This is a genomic window from Metabacillus rhizosphaerae (assembly GCF_037201795.1).
In the GTDB taxonomy this organism is placed as follows: Bacteria; Bacillota; Bacilli; order Bacillales; family Bacillaceae; genus Metabacillus; species Metabacillus rhizosphaerae.
Map to the genome: position 1 here is coordinate 456,973 of NZ_CP147403.1, position 21,889 is coordinate 478,861.

The following is a 21,889-nucleotide window of genomic DNA, read 5'->3' on the forward strand; positions in this document are numbered from 1 at the left end:
TTCCCTAATATATAGTAAATATAGATCAATTCCTCTAATACTATTTAACTGTAAATTATTTAATTCTCATAAATATTTAGTTCTATCCTACTTGATTTGTATGTAAGATAAATAGAAGCACAAATTAAGGAGGAGATTATATGGGGACTAAGTTTTTCAAGATAGCTGTTGTTTATTTAGTCATTGGCGTATCCATCGGATACATTATGGGTATCACTCATAATTTCAGCTATACGTCTGTTCACGCTCATGTAAACCTACTTGGCTGGGCATCCATGGCACTATTCGGACTCATATATCATTTCTATCCTAAAGCAGGTGAAACAAAATTAGCGAAAACACATTTTTGGCTTCATAACATTGGAACTCCCTTTTTAACTGCTGGCGTGTTTTTGATTGTTTTCTTAGAGAATGACGCATTGACTGTGCTACCAATCATTGGTTCAAATCTTGTCTTAATAGGTATTATTTTATTTTTAATCAATGTCTTTCGTCATGTAAAAAAGGAAAACCTCTCTAGTTAGAACTGGCAAAAGCGTACGACTAAATCATAACTAAAAGGGTATGCATTGTTTTCGTGATGCATACCCTTTTAACTGTATTTTTATCATTCACCAGTAGGTAAACACTAGAGATTATACTCGAATAGCAAGGAAATCAGGATATAGACCACAATTCTTTTCTAGAAGTAGTTACTGCTTTAGCACCAGAAGCTAAAACACTATTAATCTCTTCCTTTCTAGTTATTAAACCCCCTGCAATAACTGAAATCCCTGTTTCTATATTGACCTTTTCAATGAGATGAGGAACACAGCCAGGCAAAACTTCTATGAAGTCAGGATGAACCCTTTCAGCTAATTTATAACTTGTTTCGATTGCAATCGTGTCTAATAAAAATAGGCGTTGAATTGATAGAATTCCATTTTTCTTTGCTGTTTTTAAGACACTACCTCTGGTTGAAATTAGCCCGTCAGGCTTTATTTTTTGACAAAGAAATTCTGAAGAATATTCATCATTTTTCAACCCTTGAATGAGATCAGCATGTAATAGAACTTTTTTACAATGACCTCTAGCATATCTCATGATGCTTTCTAATTGGGAAATATGAACTTCCAACATCACAATATACTCTATATTACTTGTTAAAACATTTTCAAAATCCTTCATTGATTTTATCGCTGGTAACACTTGTTGCCCATTAAAATCCATTTTGCCCCTCCTTTCCCTTACCTTAAGCATTTATTGCTTCAAGAAAAGATCCGGCTTTTTTATTAAAAGATGTTCGCCATCAATAATGGGATGATTATTTAGAGGCTATATGCTTTGAATATACGGTTGCTCCTCATTATCAAGGGGAACGACTGCGTCATGAATGTATTTTTCTAAGTCCTCAAGATAACGAATTTCTTCTTCTTTTGACCAGCTTAGAAGAGTAGCCATATATCGACTAACTGGCTCCTTCCATTTTTGAACCCAATTAATATCAAATAATAGAGCGCTTGTTCTACGAATAAAAAAGTCACTTAATGTTGTAACCATCTCATGATGAATCCCATATAGAAGTGACGCGTAAACCTCTACTGATAAGTCAGATTCCGCAGCTTGATGACCACTTTGTCGGATAACATCGTACACGTAAGAAATATTAGAACCATATCGTTTCACTAACTTTTCCGCTTCATCCTTTGTTAAACCTAGCTTTATTCCTTCAGCTACTTTTTCTTGAATAAAACTTGAATAACCTGCCGAACCACCAACATTCCCTCCAGAAAGAGTAATACGGTCTGTAGAGCAATTCGGAAAACCTTTACTCTTCCCACTTATTTGCGACAACACTAGATTAACGACACTTTCAGCCATTTTTCGGTAGCCCGTTAGTTTTCCACCTGCAATTGTAATGAGTCCAGATTCAGATAAAAAGATCTCATCTTTTCTTGAGATTTCTGACGGATCTTTTCCTTCTTCATGGATCAACGGGCGAAGACCAACCCAACTTGATTCAACATCACCTGCTACCAAGTTTAGGTTAGGGAACATAAAATTTGAAGCCTCAAGAATATAATCTCGATCTTCTGCTGTCATTCGTGGGTGAACAATTGATCCTTTATAATTCGTATCTGTTGTTCCAACATACGTTTTTCCAGCTCGAGGAATGGCAAACATCATTCTCCCATCGTTAAAAGGTGTATCGAAGTATACAGCCTCTTTAAGTGGAAATTTAGATCCATCAATGACAAGGTGAACCCCCTTTGTTAAGTGTAAATACTTTCCTTTTTTAGATTGATCTTTCTCTCGTAACGTATCAACCCAAGGACCAGCTGCATTGACAATTTTCTTTGCATAAATCTTTTTCTTCTCACCCGATAATTGATCATTTATTTGCACACCTACTAGTTTTCCCTTTTCATAGATGAATTTTTCAGCCTTTGTATAATTTACGGCTAAAACCCCCCGATTAACAGCTTCTTTAATCACTTCTAGCGTTAAACGGGCATCATCTGTTCGATATTCAACATACACCCCAGACCCTTTTAGCCCTTCTTTTCGTAACAATGGCTCCCTTGAAAGGGTATCACCACTATTTAACATTTTACGTTGCTCTGATCGTTTGACACCTGCTAAGAAATCATAAACTTTAAGCCCAATTGATGTTGAAAACTTACCAAATGTTCCATTCTCGATAATCGGAAGCATCATCCATACTGGTGTAGTAACATGTGGGGCATTTTCATAGACAATCGCACGCTCTTTCCCCACTTCTGCAACTAATTTCACTTCTAGCTGTTTTAAATAACGTAGACCTCCGTGTACAAGTTTTGTCGAACGGCTGGATGTTCCTGCCGCAAAATCCTGCATTTCAATTAAGCCTGTTCTTAGTCCACGTGATTGAGCGTCTAAAGCGATTCCTGTGCCAGTTATTCCCCCTCCAATGACTAGTAAATCTAACGGTTGCTTCTCCATCTCATTTAAATATGTTGATCGTTTTAAGCTAGAAAATTCGTTCATTTTTTTCCATCCTTTCCGTAAAAGGGCTTAAGAACGAATAAAAAGGGACCACAACATCAACTGTAACTAAATCATTTACAGTTTTGTTGTGGTCCCCTCAAATTCTCAGACCTTATCTATTAACTTGTATTTTGGCTATTTTTATAATATATACTTATTTTACATTATATCTATTTATTATCAATACTTTTCATGAAAATTGTTAAAACCAGAGGGTATATAGCCGATAAGCTCAATAAACATTCAACAGGGGATGAAAGCCTCTGTTGAATAAGTTTCACTGTTCCCGATTTTTATTTGGCTTAAATCCCATTGTAGCTTCAACAGCCCTCTTCCAACCACCATACAGTGAATTTCTTTGCTGTTCATCCATCGTTGGTTCATATGATTCTTCTACTTTCCACTGTTTAGAAATTTCTTCTCGATCCTTCCAAAAACCAACTGCAAGTCCTGCTAAATAGGCCGCTCCTAAAGCAGTCGTTTCATTAATTACAGGGCGTTCAACAGCTACATTTAAAATATCACTTTGAAAATTCATTAAGAAATTATTCTTTACAGCGCCACCATCTACACGTAGCTTCTTTAATTCGATACCAGAATCAGCTTCCATCGCCTTCAATACATCCTTTGTTTGATAAGCGAGTGATTCAAGTGTCGCGCGGACAAAATGTTCTTTCGATGTACCACGAGTTAAGCCAAAAATGGCACCTCTTGCATCACTGTCCCAATACGGTGTACCTAAGCCAACAAATGCTGGTACGACATAAACACCATCAGTCGATTCGACCTTTGAAGCATACCCTTCACTTGCAGGTGCATCATCTATCATTCTTAAACCATCACGCAGCCACTGAATAGCTGATCCCGCTACAAAAATACTACCTTCTAATGCATACTCTACTTTGCCATCAATTCCCCATGCAATCGTTGTTAACAACCCATTTTCAGAAGGAACAGCTTTTTCCCCTGTGTTCATTAACATAAAGCAGCCTGTGCCATACGTATTTTTAGCCATTCCCTTTTCATAGCACGCTTGACCAAATAAAGCTGCATGCTGATCACCAGCCACTCCTGCTATCGGAACTGCCTCGCCAAAAAAGTGATAATCTACCGTCTCAGCATACACTTCTGAGGATGAACGCACATCTGGAAGCATAGATTTTGGAATGTCTAAAATTTCGAGCAACTCATCATCCCAAGCTAAATCATAAATATTATACATGAGAGTTCTTGAAGCATTTGTATAATCTGTTACATGCTCTTTCCCACCAGAGAGCTTCCAAATTAACCATGTATCAATTGTTCCAAAAAGTAATTTGCCTTGATTCGCCTTTTCTCTTGCCCCTTCAACATGATCAAGAATCCATTTAACCTTTGTTCCTGAGAAGTATGCATCAATTAACAAACCTGTTTTATTTCGAAATAGATCATTGTAGCCCTTTTCTATTAATTCTTCACAAATGTCTGCTGTTTGTCTTGATTGCCAAACAATTGCATTGTAAACTGGTCTACCTGTTTCACGATCCCATACGACCGCTGTTTCACGCTGATTTGTAATCCCGATACTAGCAATTTCATTTGCAGATACATTCGTTTTTGTAAGGACCTCTGCAATGACCGCTAAAATCGAACTCCAGATTTCCTGTGCATTGTGCTCAACCCAGCCTGGCTTAGGAAAGTATTGTGTAAATTCTCTTTGTGCTGCATCGACAATTTCCCCATTTTTATTAAATAGAATTGCTCTAGAACTAGTTGTTCCTTGATCTAATGATAAAATATATTTTTTCCCCATGATTAATCCTCCCTATAACTCTCTTTTTTTATTTATATATACTACTTCCTGTTTCCACATCTCTATTCCTTTATTTGCATGAGCTATTTTCCTATATAATCCTATGCTTGATCCTTGGTCCGTTTCCCCTACAACAGTACCTAGATTATCCTTCATTCAAATGAGTAGAATTAGTATCCACTACTCGTTTAGTATTAGACACCCTAGCAATTAAAACGATAACAGCTAGTACACCTATTAGTATATATAATGCATTTATTGATCCACTAACAAATAGTGCTTGGTGAAACTGTGCACCTAACACACCACCTAAGATTGGCCCCACCACAGGAATCCAAGCATATTTCCAATTTGAAGTTCCCTTCCCCGCTATCGGTAATAAAAAATGGGCAATACGCGGACCTAAATCACGTGCTGGATTAATCGCATACCCTGTTGTCCCACCAAGTGAAAGACCAATAGCTGTTATGAAGAAACCAACTATAATTGGGTTAAGCCCCTCTGTGAACTCATTTGCTCCAATTGACAATAAACCGAATACTAATATTGCTGTCCCTAAAACCTCACTTATTAAATTGGATGGAGTATGCGGGATAGCTGGATCTGTTGAAAATACCGCTAATTTTGCACCTTGATCTTCAGTTGCTTTCCAGTGGGGATAATAATACAACCATACGATTGTAGCTCCAATAAAAGCACCTATAATTTGAGCTGCAACATAGGCTGGAACATCCGCCCAAGGGAATTCCCCAATTGAAGCAAACCCGATTGTAACTGCTGGATTTAAATGAGCACCACTTACACTTCCAACTGCGTATGCACCAAAAGCTACAGCAAAACCCCACCCCATGGTTATAACAATCCACCCTGAATTTTGTGCCTTTGATTTATTAAGTACGACGCCACCAACAACACCGCCACCAAATATAATTAGTATCATTGTACCAATAACTTCACCTAGAAAAGGTGACATAGAAAAGCCCCCTTGTTTTTTTAAACAGTTCTATTACCCACAAAAATCACATGCCCGAAGATAGTGGCTGAAAAAGTCAAAAAAAGACAGCTCATGTATTAAAAAAAGGCAATAATCTCCTTTTTAAACACAATAAGCTGTCTCTCAATGACTCATCAGCACGTTTCTTAACTTGTAGGTGTTATTATAGAGTAGAAACTTTACTTTGTAAACGCTCTTTTCATTGAATTTTTAAGATAGATAAAAAAATGTTTCTCTAATTTTCCAGCAAAACTTTTTTAAATTGTTGCCTTTTATTTTTCGAATCATTATATAATTTAGGTGACCATACTGGTGGTCACTAGCCAATCCAAGGAGCGTGAATAAATATGGCCAAGTCAAAAGCAAGAAAAGTTAGGGAGAAACAAGTTCGAGAAGGTAAATTGGATGTTACGATCAGACGTAATGATTGGGGCGGGTTTAACCCATACAATCGTCAGACAAAAACAAAAAAAGAAGCATTAACCCATATGCAAGGAAAGCACCGAAAGAACCATTCTCAAATTAATTATGATGAGAATGGTTCTTTTATTTGTAGACCTTCTCGAGGTGATAGCTCGATGAACTCATACCCTAGTTCGATTACCTTATCCACGTATTAAATATTTAATCCCTCTTTAATTTTTAATCCCTCTCTAATGGATTTCAGTGTTACTTCATTAGACCATTCTGGTTTATCAGGATAAGCGAATACTGAATTTGTCAAAATTCCGTCAAATTTCATTTCTCTTAATTTCCGATATAATGCTTCAAAGTTTACTTCCCCTTCACCAGGGTTCAAATGCTGGTGAATAGTTACGTTTGCATTAGGAGGATTAACAATATATCGTAATCCAAATGCTGCTTTATGATTAAGAGTATCAGCAATTAGAACATGAGCAAGTAAATCTCCCGCTTCTTCCAAATGTTTCTCTACATCGCCAACACCATCATCATAAAAGAAAGCATGTGCAACAGAATATACCAACTTGATCCAATCTTTATCTAGTGCACGAATCATTCTAATGGCTTCTGTATTCAACTCAATAAAATCGTTAGGATGCGATTGTAAATTAAGTTTAATACCCTCTTTTTCAAAAAGTGGCATTAGCTCTTCCATAGATTTAACAAAAGCAGCTTCACTTTCAACCGGACGGCTTTTGTCGCCAGCAAATTCGCTGTTCATTAAATCTACTCCTAATTCAGAAGTGATTTCAATACAACGCTTCCAATTCCTCACTGCAGCTTGACGTTCATCTTCAATGGGTGAAGACCATTGTTGAACTGGTAGTACAGAAGAGATTTTAACTCCGGCATCTAAACAATATCTTTTTAAATCTTTTATCAGCTGCTTATCAACCTTTGGATATTCATAAAACCAAATAAAATCTTTACGCGGTGAAAACTCTACATATTCATACCCTAATCTAGCAACTGCATCGATCGTATCTTTTAAATTTGTATTATCACGATAATGTGACGGATCATATGCTAAACGCAATTTAAACATCTCCTTTTTTTCAATGTTCCTATTAAATTTACAAGTTATATATGAATTCAACTACTAATACTGCGATGCTCTTTAAGTGTAATAGCTTCTTTTCTACTCCAAGTAATAATTAAAATGCTGGCTATTAATCCTAATATACCAGTAAAGTAAAACCCTGTAGTAATTCCAAAACCTGAATTTAAAACACCTGCTATAAAAGGTCCTGAAAACATACCAAGTGCATATAACGCTTGATATACCCCCATAGCTGTTGCTCTTTTTTCATGTGAAATTGATTCAATTGCTAATCCTAACAGGAGTGGAAATAGTATCCCGAGAGAAAATCCATTAAAGCCTTGAATGATCATTAGCAATCCTTTTGATTCCATAAAAGGTGTTATAAGCGTAAAAAATGCTGATGCAAGAAAAGCAATATTTAAGGACTTCCATTTACCTAACAGCGGTACAATAACTTTCCCCATAAATAGTGTCGCTATAGCATGTGGAATCATAAATGAAAACACAATCAAACTAATATCACTAGCGTGAAGACCAATCTTTAAGGCATAGGCAGGAATGAAACCAAACATCGTAGTAAAAATAATACTGTGGGCCAAAATAGACAACAAAGAAACTTTTATAAGCATTGGTTCTTTTATGACCGATGTAAGGTCTTTAACTTTTACTGGCACGCTCGCATTCACTTCTTTGTTCTCATAAATAAAGAGAGAAAGTATGGCAGCCATAACACTAGTAATTCCACCTACCCAGAATGGAGCACGCCATCCCCATTCATTTACGATAAAACCGCTTAGGCTCATACCGATGAGTTGCGCCGCTAAAACAACAACAAAGGAAATGCTGCTCATTGCTCGATGAACTTCACGATCAACAAAATAACTAGAATATAATACAGTAAACACAACCCATGTTGCTGCTGCAATACCTGCGAGAGAACGGGCTATAAGTACCCATCCTAAGCTATCTGTTAATGCAAATACTAAACAACTAGTTGTACTTATCAGCATCCCTGCTACTATAAACGGCCTTCTTAATCTAAAAAGATCAGAATAAATCCCAATGGGAAGTCTAAATAAAAATTGCATAAGTCCATAGCTACTCAAAACAATTCCTATAAATATATATTTACCTCCCATCGTTTCTATATAAGGAGTCAAAATAGGAAGGTAAATAAAATGCGAGAACCAAAGAGCAAAAGAAACAATTAAAAAAATATATTTATCTTTAACAGAATAAAGAGAACTCAAATTATCACTCCATGTTTTCTTAAAAGAAAGGTACCAGGTTTTTAAGCCTAGGTACCTTCAGAGAAATTACCAACGAGCGGTTACCATTTTCTTGCGTGTATAGAACTCAACTCCATCTGTACCATTAGCATGAAGATCACCATAGAATGATTTTTTCCAGCCAGAGAATGGGAAGAATGCCATAGGAGCTGGAACTCCTAAATTAACGCCGAGCATACCTGCGTCGATATCTTCTCTGAACTTACGAACATTACTTCCGCTTGCTGTATAAATACATGCCCCGTTCGCAAAGTCTGATTCATTTGTTAAAGCAATCGCTTCATCAAGTGAATTTACTCGAACAACTGATAGTACTGGAGCAAAGATTTCTTCTTTCCAAATTGTCATTTCTGTTTTGACATGATCGAAAATCGTTGGTCCGACAAAATATCCATTACCAGCAGCTGCTGCAGCTTTACGTCCATCACGTACTAATGTAGCACCTTCTTTTTCACCAATTTCAATGTATTTTTCTGTTTTGTCCTTATGAGAATCACGAATGACAGGACCCAGGAATACACCTTCATCCATTCCATTCCCAATTGTAATGTTATCTACAGCTTCAACTAACTTCTCCATGAATGGTTCCGCTACTTCTCCAACAGTAACAACAACTGCTGCCGCCATACATCTTTCACCTGCTGATCCATAAGCTGCGCTGACAATTTGGTTAACAGCCCCATCTAGATCCGCATCAGGCATAACGATAGAGTGGTTTTTTGCTCCAGCTAGAGCTTGAACGCGCTTACCATAATTTGAAGCAGTTTTATACACATATTCAGCAACTGGCTGAGAACCTACAAATGAGATTGCTTTCACTTTAGGATGTTCAAGCAAGCCATTAACTACATCATGTGCACCATGTACAATATTTAAAACACCTTCAGGTAGTCCAGCTTCTGTAAACAATTCAGCTAGGCGATTCGCGAGCAAAGGCGTACGCTCTGATGGCTTAAGCACAAACGTATTTCCACAAACAATTGCTAATGGGAACATCCAGCATGGTACCATCATTGGGAAGTTAAAAGGTGTGATTCCGCCTACTACTCCAACTGGATAGCGGTACATCCCAGACTCTACATTTGTCGCGATATCTGGAAGCTGTTTTCCCATCATTAGTGTAGGCGCTCCTGCTGCAAACTCAACACATTCAATCCCACGTAAAACTTCCCCGTATGCTTCGTTATAACTTTTTCCATTTTCAATTGTTACTAAGCGAGCAAGTTCGTCCCAATTTTCTACCAGTAATTGTTGGTATTTAAATAGAATACGTGCTCTGCGAGGAACTGCAGTTTTACTCCAAGTCTTGAATGCTTCTGATGCCACTTCTACCGCTCTATCTACATCTTCACGGCTTGAAAGAGGTACATGTGCTAGTGTTTCACCTGTTGCTGGATTTGGAACAACCTCTGTTTTTCCAGATGTTGATTCTACCCATTGACCACCGATATAGTTTTTTAGGTTTTGTACTGTCACTGTGTTTGACATAATAATGACTCCTCTCATTTTTTAATTTCTATTACTACATGCTACCCTCATTAATTCTGTCATTTATATAAGTTATTATTCTACTTAACTTATACAAATGACAACGAGGTAGATCATAACTCACGCAATACAATAGTTTGACGATTCAATGAAATCGATTTCAGTTAAAAAGAATTTTTTTCTTACTTACAAGACCCATTTTATCTCATCAATTTACTTTTGTAAACGCTTTTTTATTATTTTTTTCCTTTTATAACTTTTTAATTTTTTTTTAGAATGTAGCAAGAAACCGAGATGAACCATACATTTCTTAGTGGTTGATCATACAGTTTACAACCAAAATAGGGTTCATTTCAATTTGATGCTTTACTAAAGTAAGTGGTCTATTCCTTTTGATTTTCTAATTAATAATGCAGAAATCGATTTCAATTAAAATTATGCGTTGATTCACTTTTAGTTCAATTAGTAAACGTCTATCAGCAATCGGATAGTGTTATATGACCTCTAACGATTCTCTAACTTTTGATTCAGAACTACAGGACTCTCTAATGATTAATTCATCCTTCATGACAATCTTTTTCTTATGAATAGATTCCTTATTTATTAATTTAATCAGCATCTCCATTGCCTTCTTACCAATTTCGTATTTGGGTTGGTCTATTGTTGTTAAGTTAGGCTCATGGACAGATGACATTTTAATATTGTCAAAGCCCACCACCGCTAGATCCTTCGGAACATTCAGACCACTGTCTTTCACAGCCTTAATTGCTCCCATTGCCATATCATCGTTAAAGGCAAAAACCGCTGTTGGCGGGTTTTCGAGTGCTAATAATTTTAACATCTGATTATAGCCTGATTCAAAGCTAAAATCACCTTCCTGGATGTATGCTGAGTCGATATCTAAATCATGGCTCATCATCGCTTGTTGATACCCTCTCATTCGATCTCTGCTTAATATCACATTTATAGTACCTGTAATATGCGCAATTTTCGTATGACCAAGTTTAATTAAATGTTCGGTTGCTTTTCTTGCACTACTAATGTTATCAATTGATACAGTAGGAATATTTAAACCATCAATGTATTCACATGCAAGTACCATTGGAAAATGGTTTGATATCTCCTCTAAGTTTGCTTTATTAAGTCTTGCTGTTAAAAGAACCATTCCGTCTGCTTGCTTTTGTAGCAATAAATTAATATACTCCTTTTCTCTTTCAATATCATTTTCAGTATCGCCTAATATAACCTGATATCCATGGTTAACAGCTACATGCTCGATCCCACGCAGTACTTTTGAAAAGAATGCACTTGTGATATCTGGAACAACAACTAGAATGATCTTTGTTTCCTTTGTTCTAAATTGTCTCGCAACAATATGGGGCTTGTAATTCACTTGATTAATGACATCCAAGACCTTTTGTCTTGTTTCAGTACTTACGAGCTCTGGATGAGAAAGGACTCTTGAAACTGTTGCTGGCGATACATTTGCTAATTTTGCCACATCACTCATTTTCATATTTTCATATCGCTCACCTTCATTATATGTATATAAACAGCACTGTAAACGATTTCATTTATAGGCGCATTTTGTCTGCATCTACATACTAATATAAGAGTAACAAATATTATGTATCGTCATTATTCATTTTAATTGATTCACAATTTATTGTAAACGATTACTTTGATTAATTAACGCATTATGCTAAATCAATTTAGCTGAAATAACTTTCTAATTTTAAGACTATTTATTCGTTGTAATTAAATCTTTAAATTAGGCTGTTTTCGCAAACTTTGTTGCTTTTAAAATAGTATTGGGTTGGTTGATTGCAGCGAGAGGATGCTCGCTTTCCGTGGGGCGGGCGATGAGCCTCCTCAGCGCGAAGCCGCCTGCGGGGTCTCATCTGTCCCGCTACTCCCACAGGAGTCTCGCATATCCGTTCCAATCAACCTATTCAGTTTTGTTCAAAAACAACAATCTATTAGAAAAGAGCCTTAAATTAAGAACAAAAAATAAAAAACCATGAGGCAGAAGAAGAAACACATACTGCTTCAACACACTCCTCATGGCCTACATTTTTGTTTGTTCCTTCAAATCAGGATTAGAGCCACAGGATTCCCTTATGATCAATTCATCCTTCATGACAAACTTTTTCTTATTTATAGATTCCCCATTTATTAATTTCAGCAATAACTCCATTGCCTTTTTGCCTATTTCATATTTAGGCTGGTTAATCGTGGTTAAATTAGGTTCTATTACAGATGACATTTTAACATTATCAAAGCCCACCACAGCTAAATCCTCTGGAGCTTTCAGACCACTATCCTTTGCAGCTTTAATTGCTCCCATAGCCATCTCATCATTAAAAGCAAAAACTGCAGTTGGCGGGTTTTCTAATGCTAATAATTTTAGTGTTTGATTATAACCTGATTCAAAACTAAAATCTCCTTCTTGAATGTATGCTGAGTCAATATCTAATTCATGGCTCATCATCGCTTGCTGATAACCCCTCATCCGATCTCGGCTCAATATAACATTAATTGGACCCGTAATATGTGCAATTTTCGTATGACCTAGCTTAATTAAATGTTCGGTCGCCTTTCTTGCACTACTAATATTATCTATTGATACTGTCGGAACATTTAATCCATCCATGTACTCACAAGCAAGCACCATTGGAAAATGCTCAGAAATCTCTTCTAGGTTAGTTTTATTAAGTCTAGCTGTTAAGAGAACCATCCCATCTGCTTGCTTTTGAAGCAATAAATTAATATATTCCTTTTCTCTTTCAATATCATTTTCTGTATCCCCTAAAATTACCTGATATCCATTGTTAACGGCTACATGTTCAATCCCACGCAGCACCTTTGAAAAGAAAGCGCTTGTGATATCTGGGACAACAACAAGGATAATTTTCGTTTCCTTCGTTCTAAATTGTCTCGCAACAATATGGGGTTTGTAATTGACTTCATTTATGACATCTAAGACCTTTTGTCTCGTTTCCTTACTCACTAATTCTGGATTACTAAGGACTCTAGATACTGTTGCAGGCGATACATTTGCTAATTTTGCCACATCGCTCATTTTCATAATCTTCTATTCACTCACCTTTACTAAAAAACGATGTAGTGGAAAGATAACAATCTAACCTGTAAAAAAAGTAAAACTAAATCGTTTTCATACCAATTATACTATTTTATAAGACTTTCGCAAAGCAAAGAGAGGCTGGGACATAACTAGCTTCAGATATGAGAAAGGTGAATTTGAGGGTACTCAAATTCACCTTTCTCTATTTTTGTGTATAAATTCCTCTATTACCTTAGTTTCTGGCAGTGAATTTTCTTAAATTCACTGCCATTAACGCAAGGCCCATTTCGTTTTCTACCCTCGATTTTCCTCGGACAGAAAATCGAGTGAAACGCAAATTAGCCTTCAAGAATCCAAAAACTGGTTCCACATCGATTTTGCGTTTTCGATAGATGGCACTCGTTTCCTCTTCTGAAAGCTTCACTCTTACATATTCTTTTTGCTGTTCCCATTTTTCATTCACCATTAGTTTTCGATTATTGCCTTCTTTTGCTTTTGTACATGATGAACGGAAGGGGCATCCCGAACAGTCTTCGCACTCGTAGATTTTGAAATTCCGTTGGAAACCTGTACGGTCATTACGGACAGAATGATATTGAAATTCAAGACGTTTCTGATTAGGGCATGTATATGTATCTGTTTCTTCATCATACTGCCAGTTGTCGGGATTAAATTTGTTTTGTTTGTACTTTTTCTTTTGTTCCTTCAAATACATGTTATAGGTAATAAGTGCTTCTCGTTTTCTGTTCGAAAGGATATCATTAAAGTTTTGTTCACTACCATAACCTGCATCTGCGACAAGATGTTTCGGTAACTCGAAATAATGCTGCTCGATCTCATCTAGAAATGGAATTAACGTACGCGTATCTGTTGGGTTAGAAAATAAACTATAGGCAAGCGAGTATTGACCTTCCGTTGCGATTTGTACATTGTAACCAGCTTTCAATTGTCCATTTTGCATATGATCATCTTTCATTCGCATAAATGTTGCATCCGGATCTGTTTTAGAATAGCTATTCCGCGTGCCAAAGATTTCAAAGTCTTGTTGGTATTTCTGTTTTCGTAAGACAAAATCAATCAACTGTTTACGGACTTGTTTCGGGTATTTGCGTTCATTTCTTAAGGCTTTTCGTTCTGTCACGTCTGATGATACTTCAATTTGTTTATCATACGCGGTTACGACATTGTCCACTTTTTGAACCAATTGAGTGAGCTCTTCTAATGATAACTGCTCATCGCTTTCACGCTCAATTTCAGGTATGATTTCGTTCTCAAGTAGCTCATTGTATAGCTGGTTTGACTTTTCAATTAAACTTTGATGATATTTCTCAATTGATTTCTTCCAGACAAACGTAAATTTATTCGCATTCGCTTCAATCTTTGTACCATCAATAAAAATCGCTTCTTGATCGATAAGTTTTTCTTCGATTAATCGGCAACGGAATTGGACGAAACATTGGCGAATTATTTCTTTCACTTCAGGTTGCACACGGAATCGGTTGATTGTACGGTAGCTTGGTTCATACCCTTGAGCTAACCACATCATACGGATACTATCATTTAATAAAGCTTCAATTTTGCGCCCTGAAAAGACAGATTGTGTGTAGGCACATAAGATAATTTTAAGCATCATGCGTGGATGATAGGCAGGACAACCCTCATTTCGAAGAAATGGTTCGAACGCTTCATGAGGGATACTTTCAACTAAATGATGGACATGGAAGGCGATATCATTATTTTGTAATTTTACTTCTAAATCTAAAGGCAAAACTAATTGATTCATGGTATAATTTTTAAACATAAGGACCCTTCTTTCGGATGAAATTTTGTGTGGTAACTTTATTTTATCAGAAGTGGTCCTTATTTTTTATTCAAAAAATAATCAAAGCCGGTGAAATTTTACTCGTCGTAAAATTTCACCGGCTTTTTCATCTAAGAGGTGGGTTTTGTCCCAGCCTCCCCTATTTTACCCTTTATTACTCACACTAAATTCTTTTGCTTTATTCGTTGCATTAAATTCGCTAATTTTACCTTTGACTGTTGCGATAATCGCTTCTTTTCCAGGTGTTGTTATCGCCCGATGATCATAAACTTCGCTATCATTACTCAATCTATCCCGAACAGCTTGCGTCCACGCTTGTAAGCATTCAGTGTTAACATTGATTTTAGCGTGACCTAATTCAATTGCTCGCTTTATTTGATAAGAGGGTATACCAGAACCTCCGTGAAGAACTAGAGGGATACCTGTCCATTCTGAAATCTGCTTCATTTCATCGAAGCCAAGCTCTGGTTCACCTTGATATGGCCCATGAACAGATCCAAGCGCTGCCGCTAATGCGTCTATTCCCGCTTCTTCAACGATACGCAAACACTCTTTAGGATCTGCATATTTCACTCCACCTACAAGTCCATCTTCGATACCACCCACAGTGCCTACCTCTGCTTCAACAGATACTTGCTTGGTAAGAGCATAATCAACAACTTGTTTGGTCATTGCAATATTCTCGTCAATAGAGTAATGGGATCCATCGATCATAACTGACGTAAATCCAGCATCTATTGCCTGCTTACATCTATCAAAGCTCATTCCATGATCTAAATGTAAAGCAACTGGAACTGTAATAGACATTTCTTCCATAAGTGCTTTTACCATTGCAGCAATTGTTTTAAACCCACCTAGGTAATCAATAAGTCTATCAGAAGCCGCAACAATAACAGGTGCACCTTCTTCTTCAGCAGCTTGTAAGATTGCTTGTGCCCACTGTAAGCTATTTATGTTAAATTGTCCTACAGCATATTTACCTTCTTTTGCTTTCAGAAGCATTTCTTTCATAGAGACTAATGTCACGTTGATCACCTCTCTTCTTACAAAAATCCTATTGGTAGCGTAATTTTAGCAACCATCTAAATGAAAGATATTTATTTGGCAGCTATCCCTAGATCATAATGCTTTGAAACAACTTCAAGTGTTGTTTCTTTAGCAGTTTTAATTGCTTCTTCAGCGCCTAACTTATAATATTCTGGTCTGAATATTTCAACTGAAACAGCTCCTGAATACCCTTTTTCTTTCAATATTGAAAGCATACGATCTAAATCAATTGCACCTAAACCAGGCCACACTCTATCTTCATCAGTTAAGAAGCCAATTGGAAAATCTTCTGTATCATCAATATGCAAAATAAAAATTTTAGAGATATCAGCTTTATTAAGATCGGCAAAATCAGATCCCATCGCATGGAAATGGAAGCAATCAAAAACTACTCCAACATTTTCACGATTTACAGCCTCAACAATATCGTACGCTTGCCCGAATGTATTAACTGTACATTGTGGATGACCAACGAATTCCAATGCTATTTTAACTCCATATGGTTCGGCAAGATCAGAAAGCTCTTTTAACACTTCAACACAACTATTTTTTATATCTTTTTTCAAGATCTTTTCTTCGGTAACTAATGGCACCGCTACAATATATTGAGCTCCTATCTTTTTAGCAACCTCCAACATATCCTTATATTCATTAATAATATTCTTATATCCTGCTTCATCACGATTATTGAAGAAAACTAAGGCGTTTAAAGCTAAAGGCTTAATATGATTTGTTTGAAAATAATTAGCCAAATCATCAATTGAGTGATCTTTTAAGTACTCTGGCAATTTGTCCATCGTACGGATTTCAATATAATCATAACCGTGTTTCTCACAAAATTCTAAGTCCTTTGCAAGATTAGAATTTTCTAATGTAGTAGCTTCATTAAAACATAATTTCATAGTTATGCCCCTCCTTAGATTTGATAAATAATTTAGTATTTAGATTGTTTGATACTGGTTATAGAAATCTGGTTTTTCTACAAGCGAAACAACTTCCTTCTCACCTGAATCCTGTGCTTTAATCGCTGCATCTGCAGTTACAGCTGCAATATATCCATCCCATGAAGTTGGTCCGTTTGGCTCACCTGTTTTCTTAATTGAATCCATGAAGTCTTGTAATTCTTTATCATACGCATCAATAAATCGATCCTTCCAATCATTTAACACGTTCGTACCAAATGTAGCATTTTTGCGGAAGGAAATACTTTGGAACTCTGGTAAGCTTACAATTCCTTCATCACCAATTACCTCACACTGAATGTCATATCCATACTTACAATTAACAAATATTTCAGCAGTGATGACAATACCACTATTTGTTTCTAATGTTACAATTTGTGGATCTTTAAGATGCTCTAATGCATGCTTTGATTTCTTCGGATAAGTAACCTGCACTGTTTTATAATCATCATTGACTAACCAATGCAGAACATCAATTTCATGAATTAACGTATCATGAATAGCCATATCAGTTGTATAGTTTTCACCTACTTCTGGATTTCGGTGTGCACAACGAATCATTAAAGGTTCTCCAATGAAGTTGTTATCAATCGCTTCTTTTAATTGCACATAACCACTATCATAACGGCGCATAAAGCCTACTTGAACAAGGCGCTTTCCATGTTTCATTTCAGCTTCGACAATTCTCATGCACCCTTCTCCTGTTGTCGCAAGCGGCTTTTCAACGAATACATATTTCCCTGCTTCAATTGCAGCCAATACACTTGCTTCATGTGCTGGGCCCCAGCTTGTTACCAGAACAGCATCTACGTTTTCAGCTGAAATAAGAGCTTTATCATCAGGATATACCGCTGCATCTAATTCAAATCTTTCAACGACATCTTTTGCAGAAGCTTGGTTAACATCAGTCACGGCGACAATTTCCCCACCGGATAATTTATTTTGAATACGCTTAATATGTTCTCTACCAATTGCACCAGTACCAATAACTCCAAACCTAATTGTCATTTTATTTCCTCCACTGATTTTGTCTTTGTATTCGTTTATATTTCTTTGATTACGCCAAAGCTGTTTTTTTAAGTATTTTTTCGTCTATATATTTTCTTGCTATCAAAGCATATTCCAATGGGTGAGCAATGGATGGATCTTGTTCAGCTTCAATTACAACCCATCCTTGATAGTTGTAATCCAATAAAACTTGGTATACTTCTGTAAAATCGATACATCCATCACCTGGTACAGTGAACATGCCATTTAAAAAGGATTGTAAAAAGGAATGACCATTGTCCTCACATTGTTTTAAGATTGTTGCTCTCACATCTTTAAAATGAACGTGTTTGATACGTTTAATGTGCTTATTTAATAAAGCTGTATAATCACCATCAGACACGAAAATATGACCTGTATCATAAAGTAAATGTACATGTTTTGGATCTGTATGTTCCATAAGGCGATCAATTTCCTCGATTGTTTGAACACCAGTACCCATATGATGATGAAATACTAATTTTAAGTCATATTGTTCAGCGATTTTCCCAAGTTCATTTAGTCCTTGGCATAATCCTCTCCATTCTTCATCAGTGAATGTCGGTTTTTCAGTGAAGACATTCTTATCTGTACCTTGGATGCTATATGTTTGTTCAGATACAACTGCTACAGCTGCATTTACTTCCTGTAAATAAGCACAATGCTTATGAAATTCTTTAGCTACCTCTTCAAGCCCATCACGGATAAGAAAACTACTAAACCATTGACCAGCTATACGTAAGTTTCGCAGCTTTAGCTCTTTATTTAACACCTTTGCTTCAGGAAAGAAACCACCAACTTCAGTACCTTGAAATCCAGCTACAACGATATCGCTTAATAGGTGTGACAATGTATTTTCTTTTCCAATTTCCGGAATGTCATCATTTCGCCATCCAATAGGAGCAATGCCCCAACTAATCTTTTGATTACTCATAACTATTCACCCCTATTAGTATTGCTTTGCATTTTTTAACTTTTGTTGTTTTAGTTCAAAAGTCTTTTGGACTCCTTCTTGATTAGACACCTCTGGGAATCCTAAATTCCACCAACTACCATCATATCCATCTGTCATTGTCTTTGGGAGCACTTTCATTTCAATTAAAGTTGATCGATCTTGGTTCTTCGCATCTTCTAAAGCAGTTTTTAATTCTTCTACAGTATTTGCACGATATGCTTTAGCGCCATATCCTTCAGCAACTTTTGCATAATCAATATTCATAATTTGATTGTCATCTGTTCTGAATTCGCAATTGAAGCTACCATTACCAGAATCCATTTGTAAATTATTAATACAGCCATATCCCGAGTTATCGAAAAGAAGCACATTAATTTTTTTATTGTATTGAATAGCTGTAATAAATTCCGAATGAAGCATAAGGAAACTTCCGTCACCTACTATTGTGTACACTTCTTTTGTCGGATCAGCTAATTTCAACCCCAAGGTACCTGAAACTTCATACCCCATACATGAATAACCATACTCAAGATGGTACGTATTTGGAACTTCTGAATGCCATAAACGTTGTAAATCTCCTGGAAGAGATCCAGCCGCACAAATAATGATACTATCAGGTTCAATCGTGTCATTAATTGCTAACAATGCTGTCGTTTGTGCTAGCTCCGTATTTAAAGCATCTGCATATTCATTTAATTTTTCTTGTGAGAAGTGATTTTTAATTTCAGGATCAAAATTCTCTCTATTAAATGTCACTTTACTTAAGCGATCACGTTCGATTAACCATTCCTCTTTTAATTCAGTGATCAAATCGCCAAACTCACTCGTATATCCCTCTAACATTGGAATTAACGCTTCAAAAGTTGTTCTAGCATCAGCAACAACTGGGAATGCATCTAATTTATACGCTTGCATTCGACTAACATTAATGTTCAAGAATTTTGTTGTTTCAAAGTTAAATAGTGTTTTAGAAGCCGTTGCGAAATCTGTAAACCTTGTACCAACACCAATAATTAGATCTGCCTGTAAGGCTGCTTTATTGGCCGCTTGAGTGCCTGTAATACCTAGTCCGCCTAGATTATTTATAAATGAGGATTCTACAGCTGATTTACCTGCTTGCGTTTCTACCAACGGAATATTATATCTCTCAGAAAATTCTATTAAAGATTCCCGTGCCTCAGAATACTTTACGCCACCACCAACAACAATTAACGGCTTTTTACTAGCCTTGATTAACTCTGTTGCACCATTTAATTCACGTTCAGTTGGTAACTTACGATCGATGTAATGAACTCGTTTTTCAAAGAATTTTACATCATAATCAAATGCTTCACCTTCAACATCCTGTGAAATACAAACCGTTGCAGGACCTGCCTTTGCTGGATCTGTCATTACTTCGAATGCGCGAATTAAGCTTGACATTAATTGCTCAGGACGAGTGATACGATCCCAATATCGCGACAACGGTTTAAGTGCATCATTTGTTGTTATTGCAATGCTGTGTTCTTGTTCGACTTGTTGCAAGACTGGATCAGGTTGGCGTGTAGCATAAGTGTCTGCAGGCAACAATAATACAGGAATGTTATTAGCAAGGGCTGTACCTGCTGCAGTTACCAGGTTGGCTGAGCCAGGACCACTTGAAGTTGTAACGGCATATATTTTTTTACGTAGCATTTGTTTACTATAAGCGATCGCCGCATGTGCCATTCCTTGTTCATTTTTCCCTTGAATAATCTTCAAATGACCTGGATCTTGTTCAAGTGCCTGGCCAAAGCCCAATACATTTCCATGGCCAAAGATATTAAAAATACCTTCGACAAAAGGAAATTCATCGCCATCAATATGAACATATTGTTGATTCAAAAACTTGATTAAAGCTTGCGCTGTTGTTAATCTAACCGTTTCCATTTTTTCACCCCTATGCTATTGAAATTGTTTCGTTTTTAGCAATTAATTGTTCAATTTCTTCTACTGTTGGCATAGCTTCTGATGAGCTATGCTTACTCACTACGATTGATGCTGATGCACTGCCGTATTTTAAAGCTGTTTCAATATCTTTACCTGTGATTAAAGCACATAGGAATGCTGATGCGTATGAATCCCCAGCACCAAACGTTTTCAATACATTTGTTTTGTATGCTAGACCTCTAAATACCTCTCCAGATTTAGTGTAGGCAAAAGAACCTTCTACACCATGTTTAATGACGATTAACTCTGGAGAATGTTTGAACAAATAGTTGACTGTATTCTCATTTTTACCTTCTATTTCGCTATTTTCCATTGCATCGTATTCATCACGAGTACCAATGACAATATCTGCTTGCTCTGCTACTAAAGAATAATAAACAGCTGTTTCTTCAAGGGATTCCCAAGAGTATGGACGGTAGTCTAATTCAAAAATAACTTTTACATCATTCTTTTTCGCTATATTTACTGCTTTTAATATTGCTTCACGTGAAGGACTTTTAGACAAAGCCGTACCTGAGACAAGCAAGACCTTCGATTTATTAATGTACGCTTCATCCACTTCAGATGGAGCCAAATAAAGATCTGCAACATCTTGTCGATACATTAAAATGCTGCACTCTTCTGGACTTTTAATCTCTGTAAATGCTAAACCTGTTTTATGCCCTTCTTTATCTACCACAAAGTTAGAAGTATCAATACCAACATCACTCATATATTTCTCGATAAAACGTCCATGTTGATCATCGGAAATTTTACCGATAAATCCGGCTTTTAAACCTAGCTTAGAACTTCCAATTGCAATGTTTGCTGGAGAACCACCGACATACTTTGAAAATGTCATTGTTTCTTCCATAGGGCGGTTATATTCCACTGCATTTAAATCTATACAAGCTCGACCAATTGCAATAATATCGAATTCTTTTTCAGCATTAAAATTAATTTTCATCTCAA

At 36.5% G+C, this 21,889-nt stretch carries 18 protein-coding genes; 2 read left to right on the forward strand and 16 right to left on the reverse strand.

Features of this window, described 5'->3' with window-relative positions; translation table 11 throughout:
* The first annotated feature begins 140 nt into the window (after window positions 1–140).
* On the forward strand, window positions 141–524 hold the full coding sequence (locus WCV66_RS02285; protein WP_185653888.1) for a cytochrome-c oxidase: 384 nt from the start codon (window positions 141–143) through the stop codon (window positions 522–524).
* Between the two features lie 133 nt (window positions 525–657).
* Here WCV66_RS02285 and WCV66_RS02290 read toward each other — a convergent pair whose 3' ends face one another.
* The 4 genes from WCV66_RS02290 to WCV66_RS02305 form a co-directional block, all read right to left on the reverse strand.
* Window positions 658–1,209: a glycerol-3-phosphate responsive antiterminator gene (locus WCV66_RS02290; protein ID WP_338787823.1), complete on the reverse strand. Its 552-nt coding sequence runs from the start codon at window positions 1,207–1,209 to the stop codon at window positions 658–660.
* 105 nt (window positions 1,210–1,314) lie between these two features.
* A complete protein-coding gene (locus WCV66_RS02295; RefSeq protein ID WP_338787824.1) occupies window positions 1,315–3,006 on the reverse strand; it encodes a glycerol-3-phosphate dehydrogenase/oxidase in 1,692 nt (563 codons plus the stop codon).
* 277 nt (window positions 3,007–3,283) lie between these two features.
* Entirely contained in the window at window positions 3,284–4,798 is a 1,515-nt protein-coding gene (glpK, locus tag WCV66_RS02300; protein WP_066332302.1) for a glycerol kinase GlpK, read from the reverse strand.
* Window positions 4,799–4,943: 145 nt separating this feature from the next.
* Window positions 4,944–5,771 carry an MIP/aquaporin family protein gene (locus tag WCV66_RS02305; protein ID WP_338787825.1) on the reverse strand — a complete coding sequence of 276 codons (828 nt, stop codon included), beginning with the start codon at window positions 5,769–5,771 and terminating at the stop codon, window positions 4,944–4,946.
* Between the two features lie 368 nt (window positions 5,772–6,139).
* Here WCV66_RS02305 and WCV66_RS02310 point away from each other — a divergent pair, with 368 nt between their 5' ends.
* Window positions 6,140–6,412, forward strand: a complete 273-nt coding sequence (locus WCV66_RS02310; RefSeq protein ID WP_338787827.1) for a hypothetical protein — start codon at window positions 6,140–6,142, stop codon at window positions 6,410–6,412.
* On the opposite strand, the gene WCV66_RS02315 is transcribed toward WCV66_RS02310, so the two are convergent.
* From WCV66_RS02315 to iolC, 12 genes are all read right to left on the reverse strand, one after another.
* Window positions 6,409–7,290, reverse strand: a complete 882-nt coding sequence (locus tag WCV66_RS02315) for a sugar phosphate isomerase/epimerase (RefSeq protein WP_338787828.1) — start codon at window positions 7,288–7,290, stop codon at window positions 6,409–6,411. The genes WCV66_RS02310 and WCV66_RS02315 overlap by 4 nt on opposite strands.
* Before the next feature lie 56 nt (window positions 7,291–7,346).
* A complete protein-coding gene (locus tag WCV66_RS02320) occupies window positions 7,347–8,546 on the reverse strand; it encodes an MFS transporter (protein WP_338787829.1) in 1,200 nt (399 codons plus the stop codon).
* 66 nt (window positions 8,547–8,612) lie between these two features.
* Window positions 8,613–10,073 carry a CoA-acylating methylmalonate-semialdehyde dehydrogenase gene (locus WCV66_RS02325; RefSeq protein WP_066332339.1) on the reverse strand — a complete coding sequence of 487 codons (1,461 nt, stop codon included), beginning with the start codon at window positions 10,071–10,073 and terminating at the stop codon, window positions 8,613–8,615.
* A gap of 493 nt (window positions 10,074–10,566) precedes the next feature.
* Window positions 10,567–11,589 (reverse strand): LacI family DNA-binding transcriptional regulator, encoded by a 1,023-nt coding sequence (locus WCV66_RS02330; protein WP_185653885.1) that lies wholly within the window; start codon window positions 11,587–11,589, stop codon window positions 10,567–10,569.
* Window positions 11,590–12,141: 552 nt separating this feature from the next.
* A complete protein-coding gene (locus tag WCV66_RS02335; protein WP_157094385.1) occupies window positions 12,142–13,164 on the reverse strand; it encodes a LacI family DNA-binding transcriptional regulator in 1,023 nt (340 codons plus the stop codon).
* 226 nt (window positions 13,165–13,390) lie between these two features.
* Window positions 13,391–14,959, reverse strand: a complete 1,569-nt coding sequence (locus WCV66_RS02340; protein WP_338787830.1) for an IS1182 family transposase — start codon at window positions 14,957–14,959, stop codon at window positions 13,391–13,393.
* Window positions 14,960–15,124: 165 nt separating this feature from the next.
* Window positions 15,125–16,006: a class II fructose-1,6-bisphosphate aldolase gene (gene fba, locus WCV66_RS02345; protein WP_338787831.1), complete on the reverse strand. Its 882-nt coding sequence runs from the start codon at window positions 16,004–16,006 to the stop codon at window positions 15,125–15,127.
* A gap of 71 nt (window positions 16,007–16,077) precedes the next feature.
* Window positions 16,078–16,929, reverse strand: a complete 852-nt coding sequence (iolI, locus tag WCV66_RS02350; protein ID WP_185653883.1) for a 2-keto-myo-inositol isomerase — start codon at window positions 16,927–16,929, stop codon at window positions 16,078–16,080.
* A 39-nt stretch (window positions 16,930–16,968) separates the two neighbouring features.
* Complete coding sequence (locus WCV66_RS02355; protein WP_338787832.1) at window positions 16,969–17,997, reverse strand: Gfo/Idh/MocA family oxidoreductase; 1,029 nt, start codon at window positions 17,995–17,997, stop codon at window positions 16,969–16,971.
* A gap of 49 nt (window positions 17,998–18,046) precedes the next feature.
* The gene (iolE, locus tag WCV66_RS02360; protein ID WP_338787833.1) at window positions 18,047–18,949 is read right to left on the reverse strand and encodes a myo-inosose-2 dehydratase; all 903 of its coding nucleotides are present in this window, start codon (window positions 18,947–18,949) and stop codon (window positions 18,047–18,049) included.
* Between the two features lie 15 nt (window positions 18,950–18,964).
* The gene (gene iolD, locus WCV66_RS02365; protein WP_066332361.1) at window positions 18,965–20,878 is read right to left on the reverse strand and encodes a 3D-(3,5/4)-trihydroxycyclohexane-1,2-dione acylhydrolase (decyclizing); all 1,914 of its coding nucleotides are present in this window, start codon (window positions 20,876–20,878) and stop codon (window positions 18,965–18,967) included.
* Window positions 20,879–20,888: 10 nt separating this feature from the next.
* On the reverse strand, window positions 20,889–21,884 hold the full coding sequence (iolC, locus tag WCV66_RS02370) for a 5-dehydro-2-deoxygluconokinase (RefSeq protein ID WP_338787834.1): 996 nt from the start codon (window positions 21,882–21,884) through the stop codon (window positions 20,889–20,891).
* Between the last annotated feature and the right edge of the window lie 5 nt (window positions 21,885–21,889).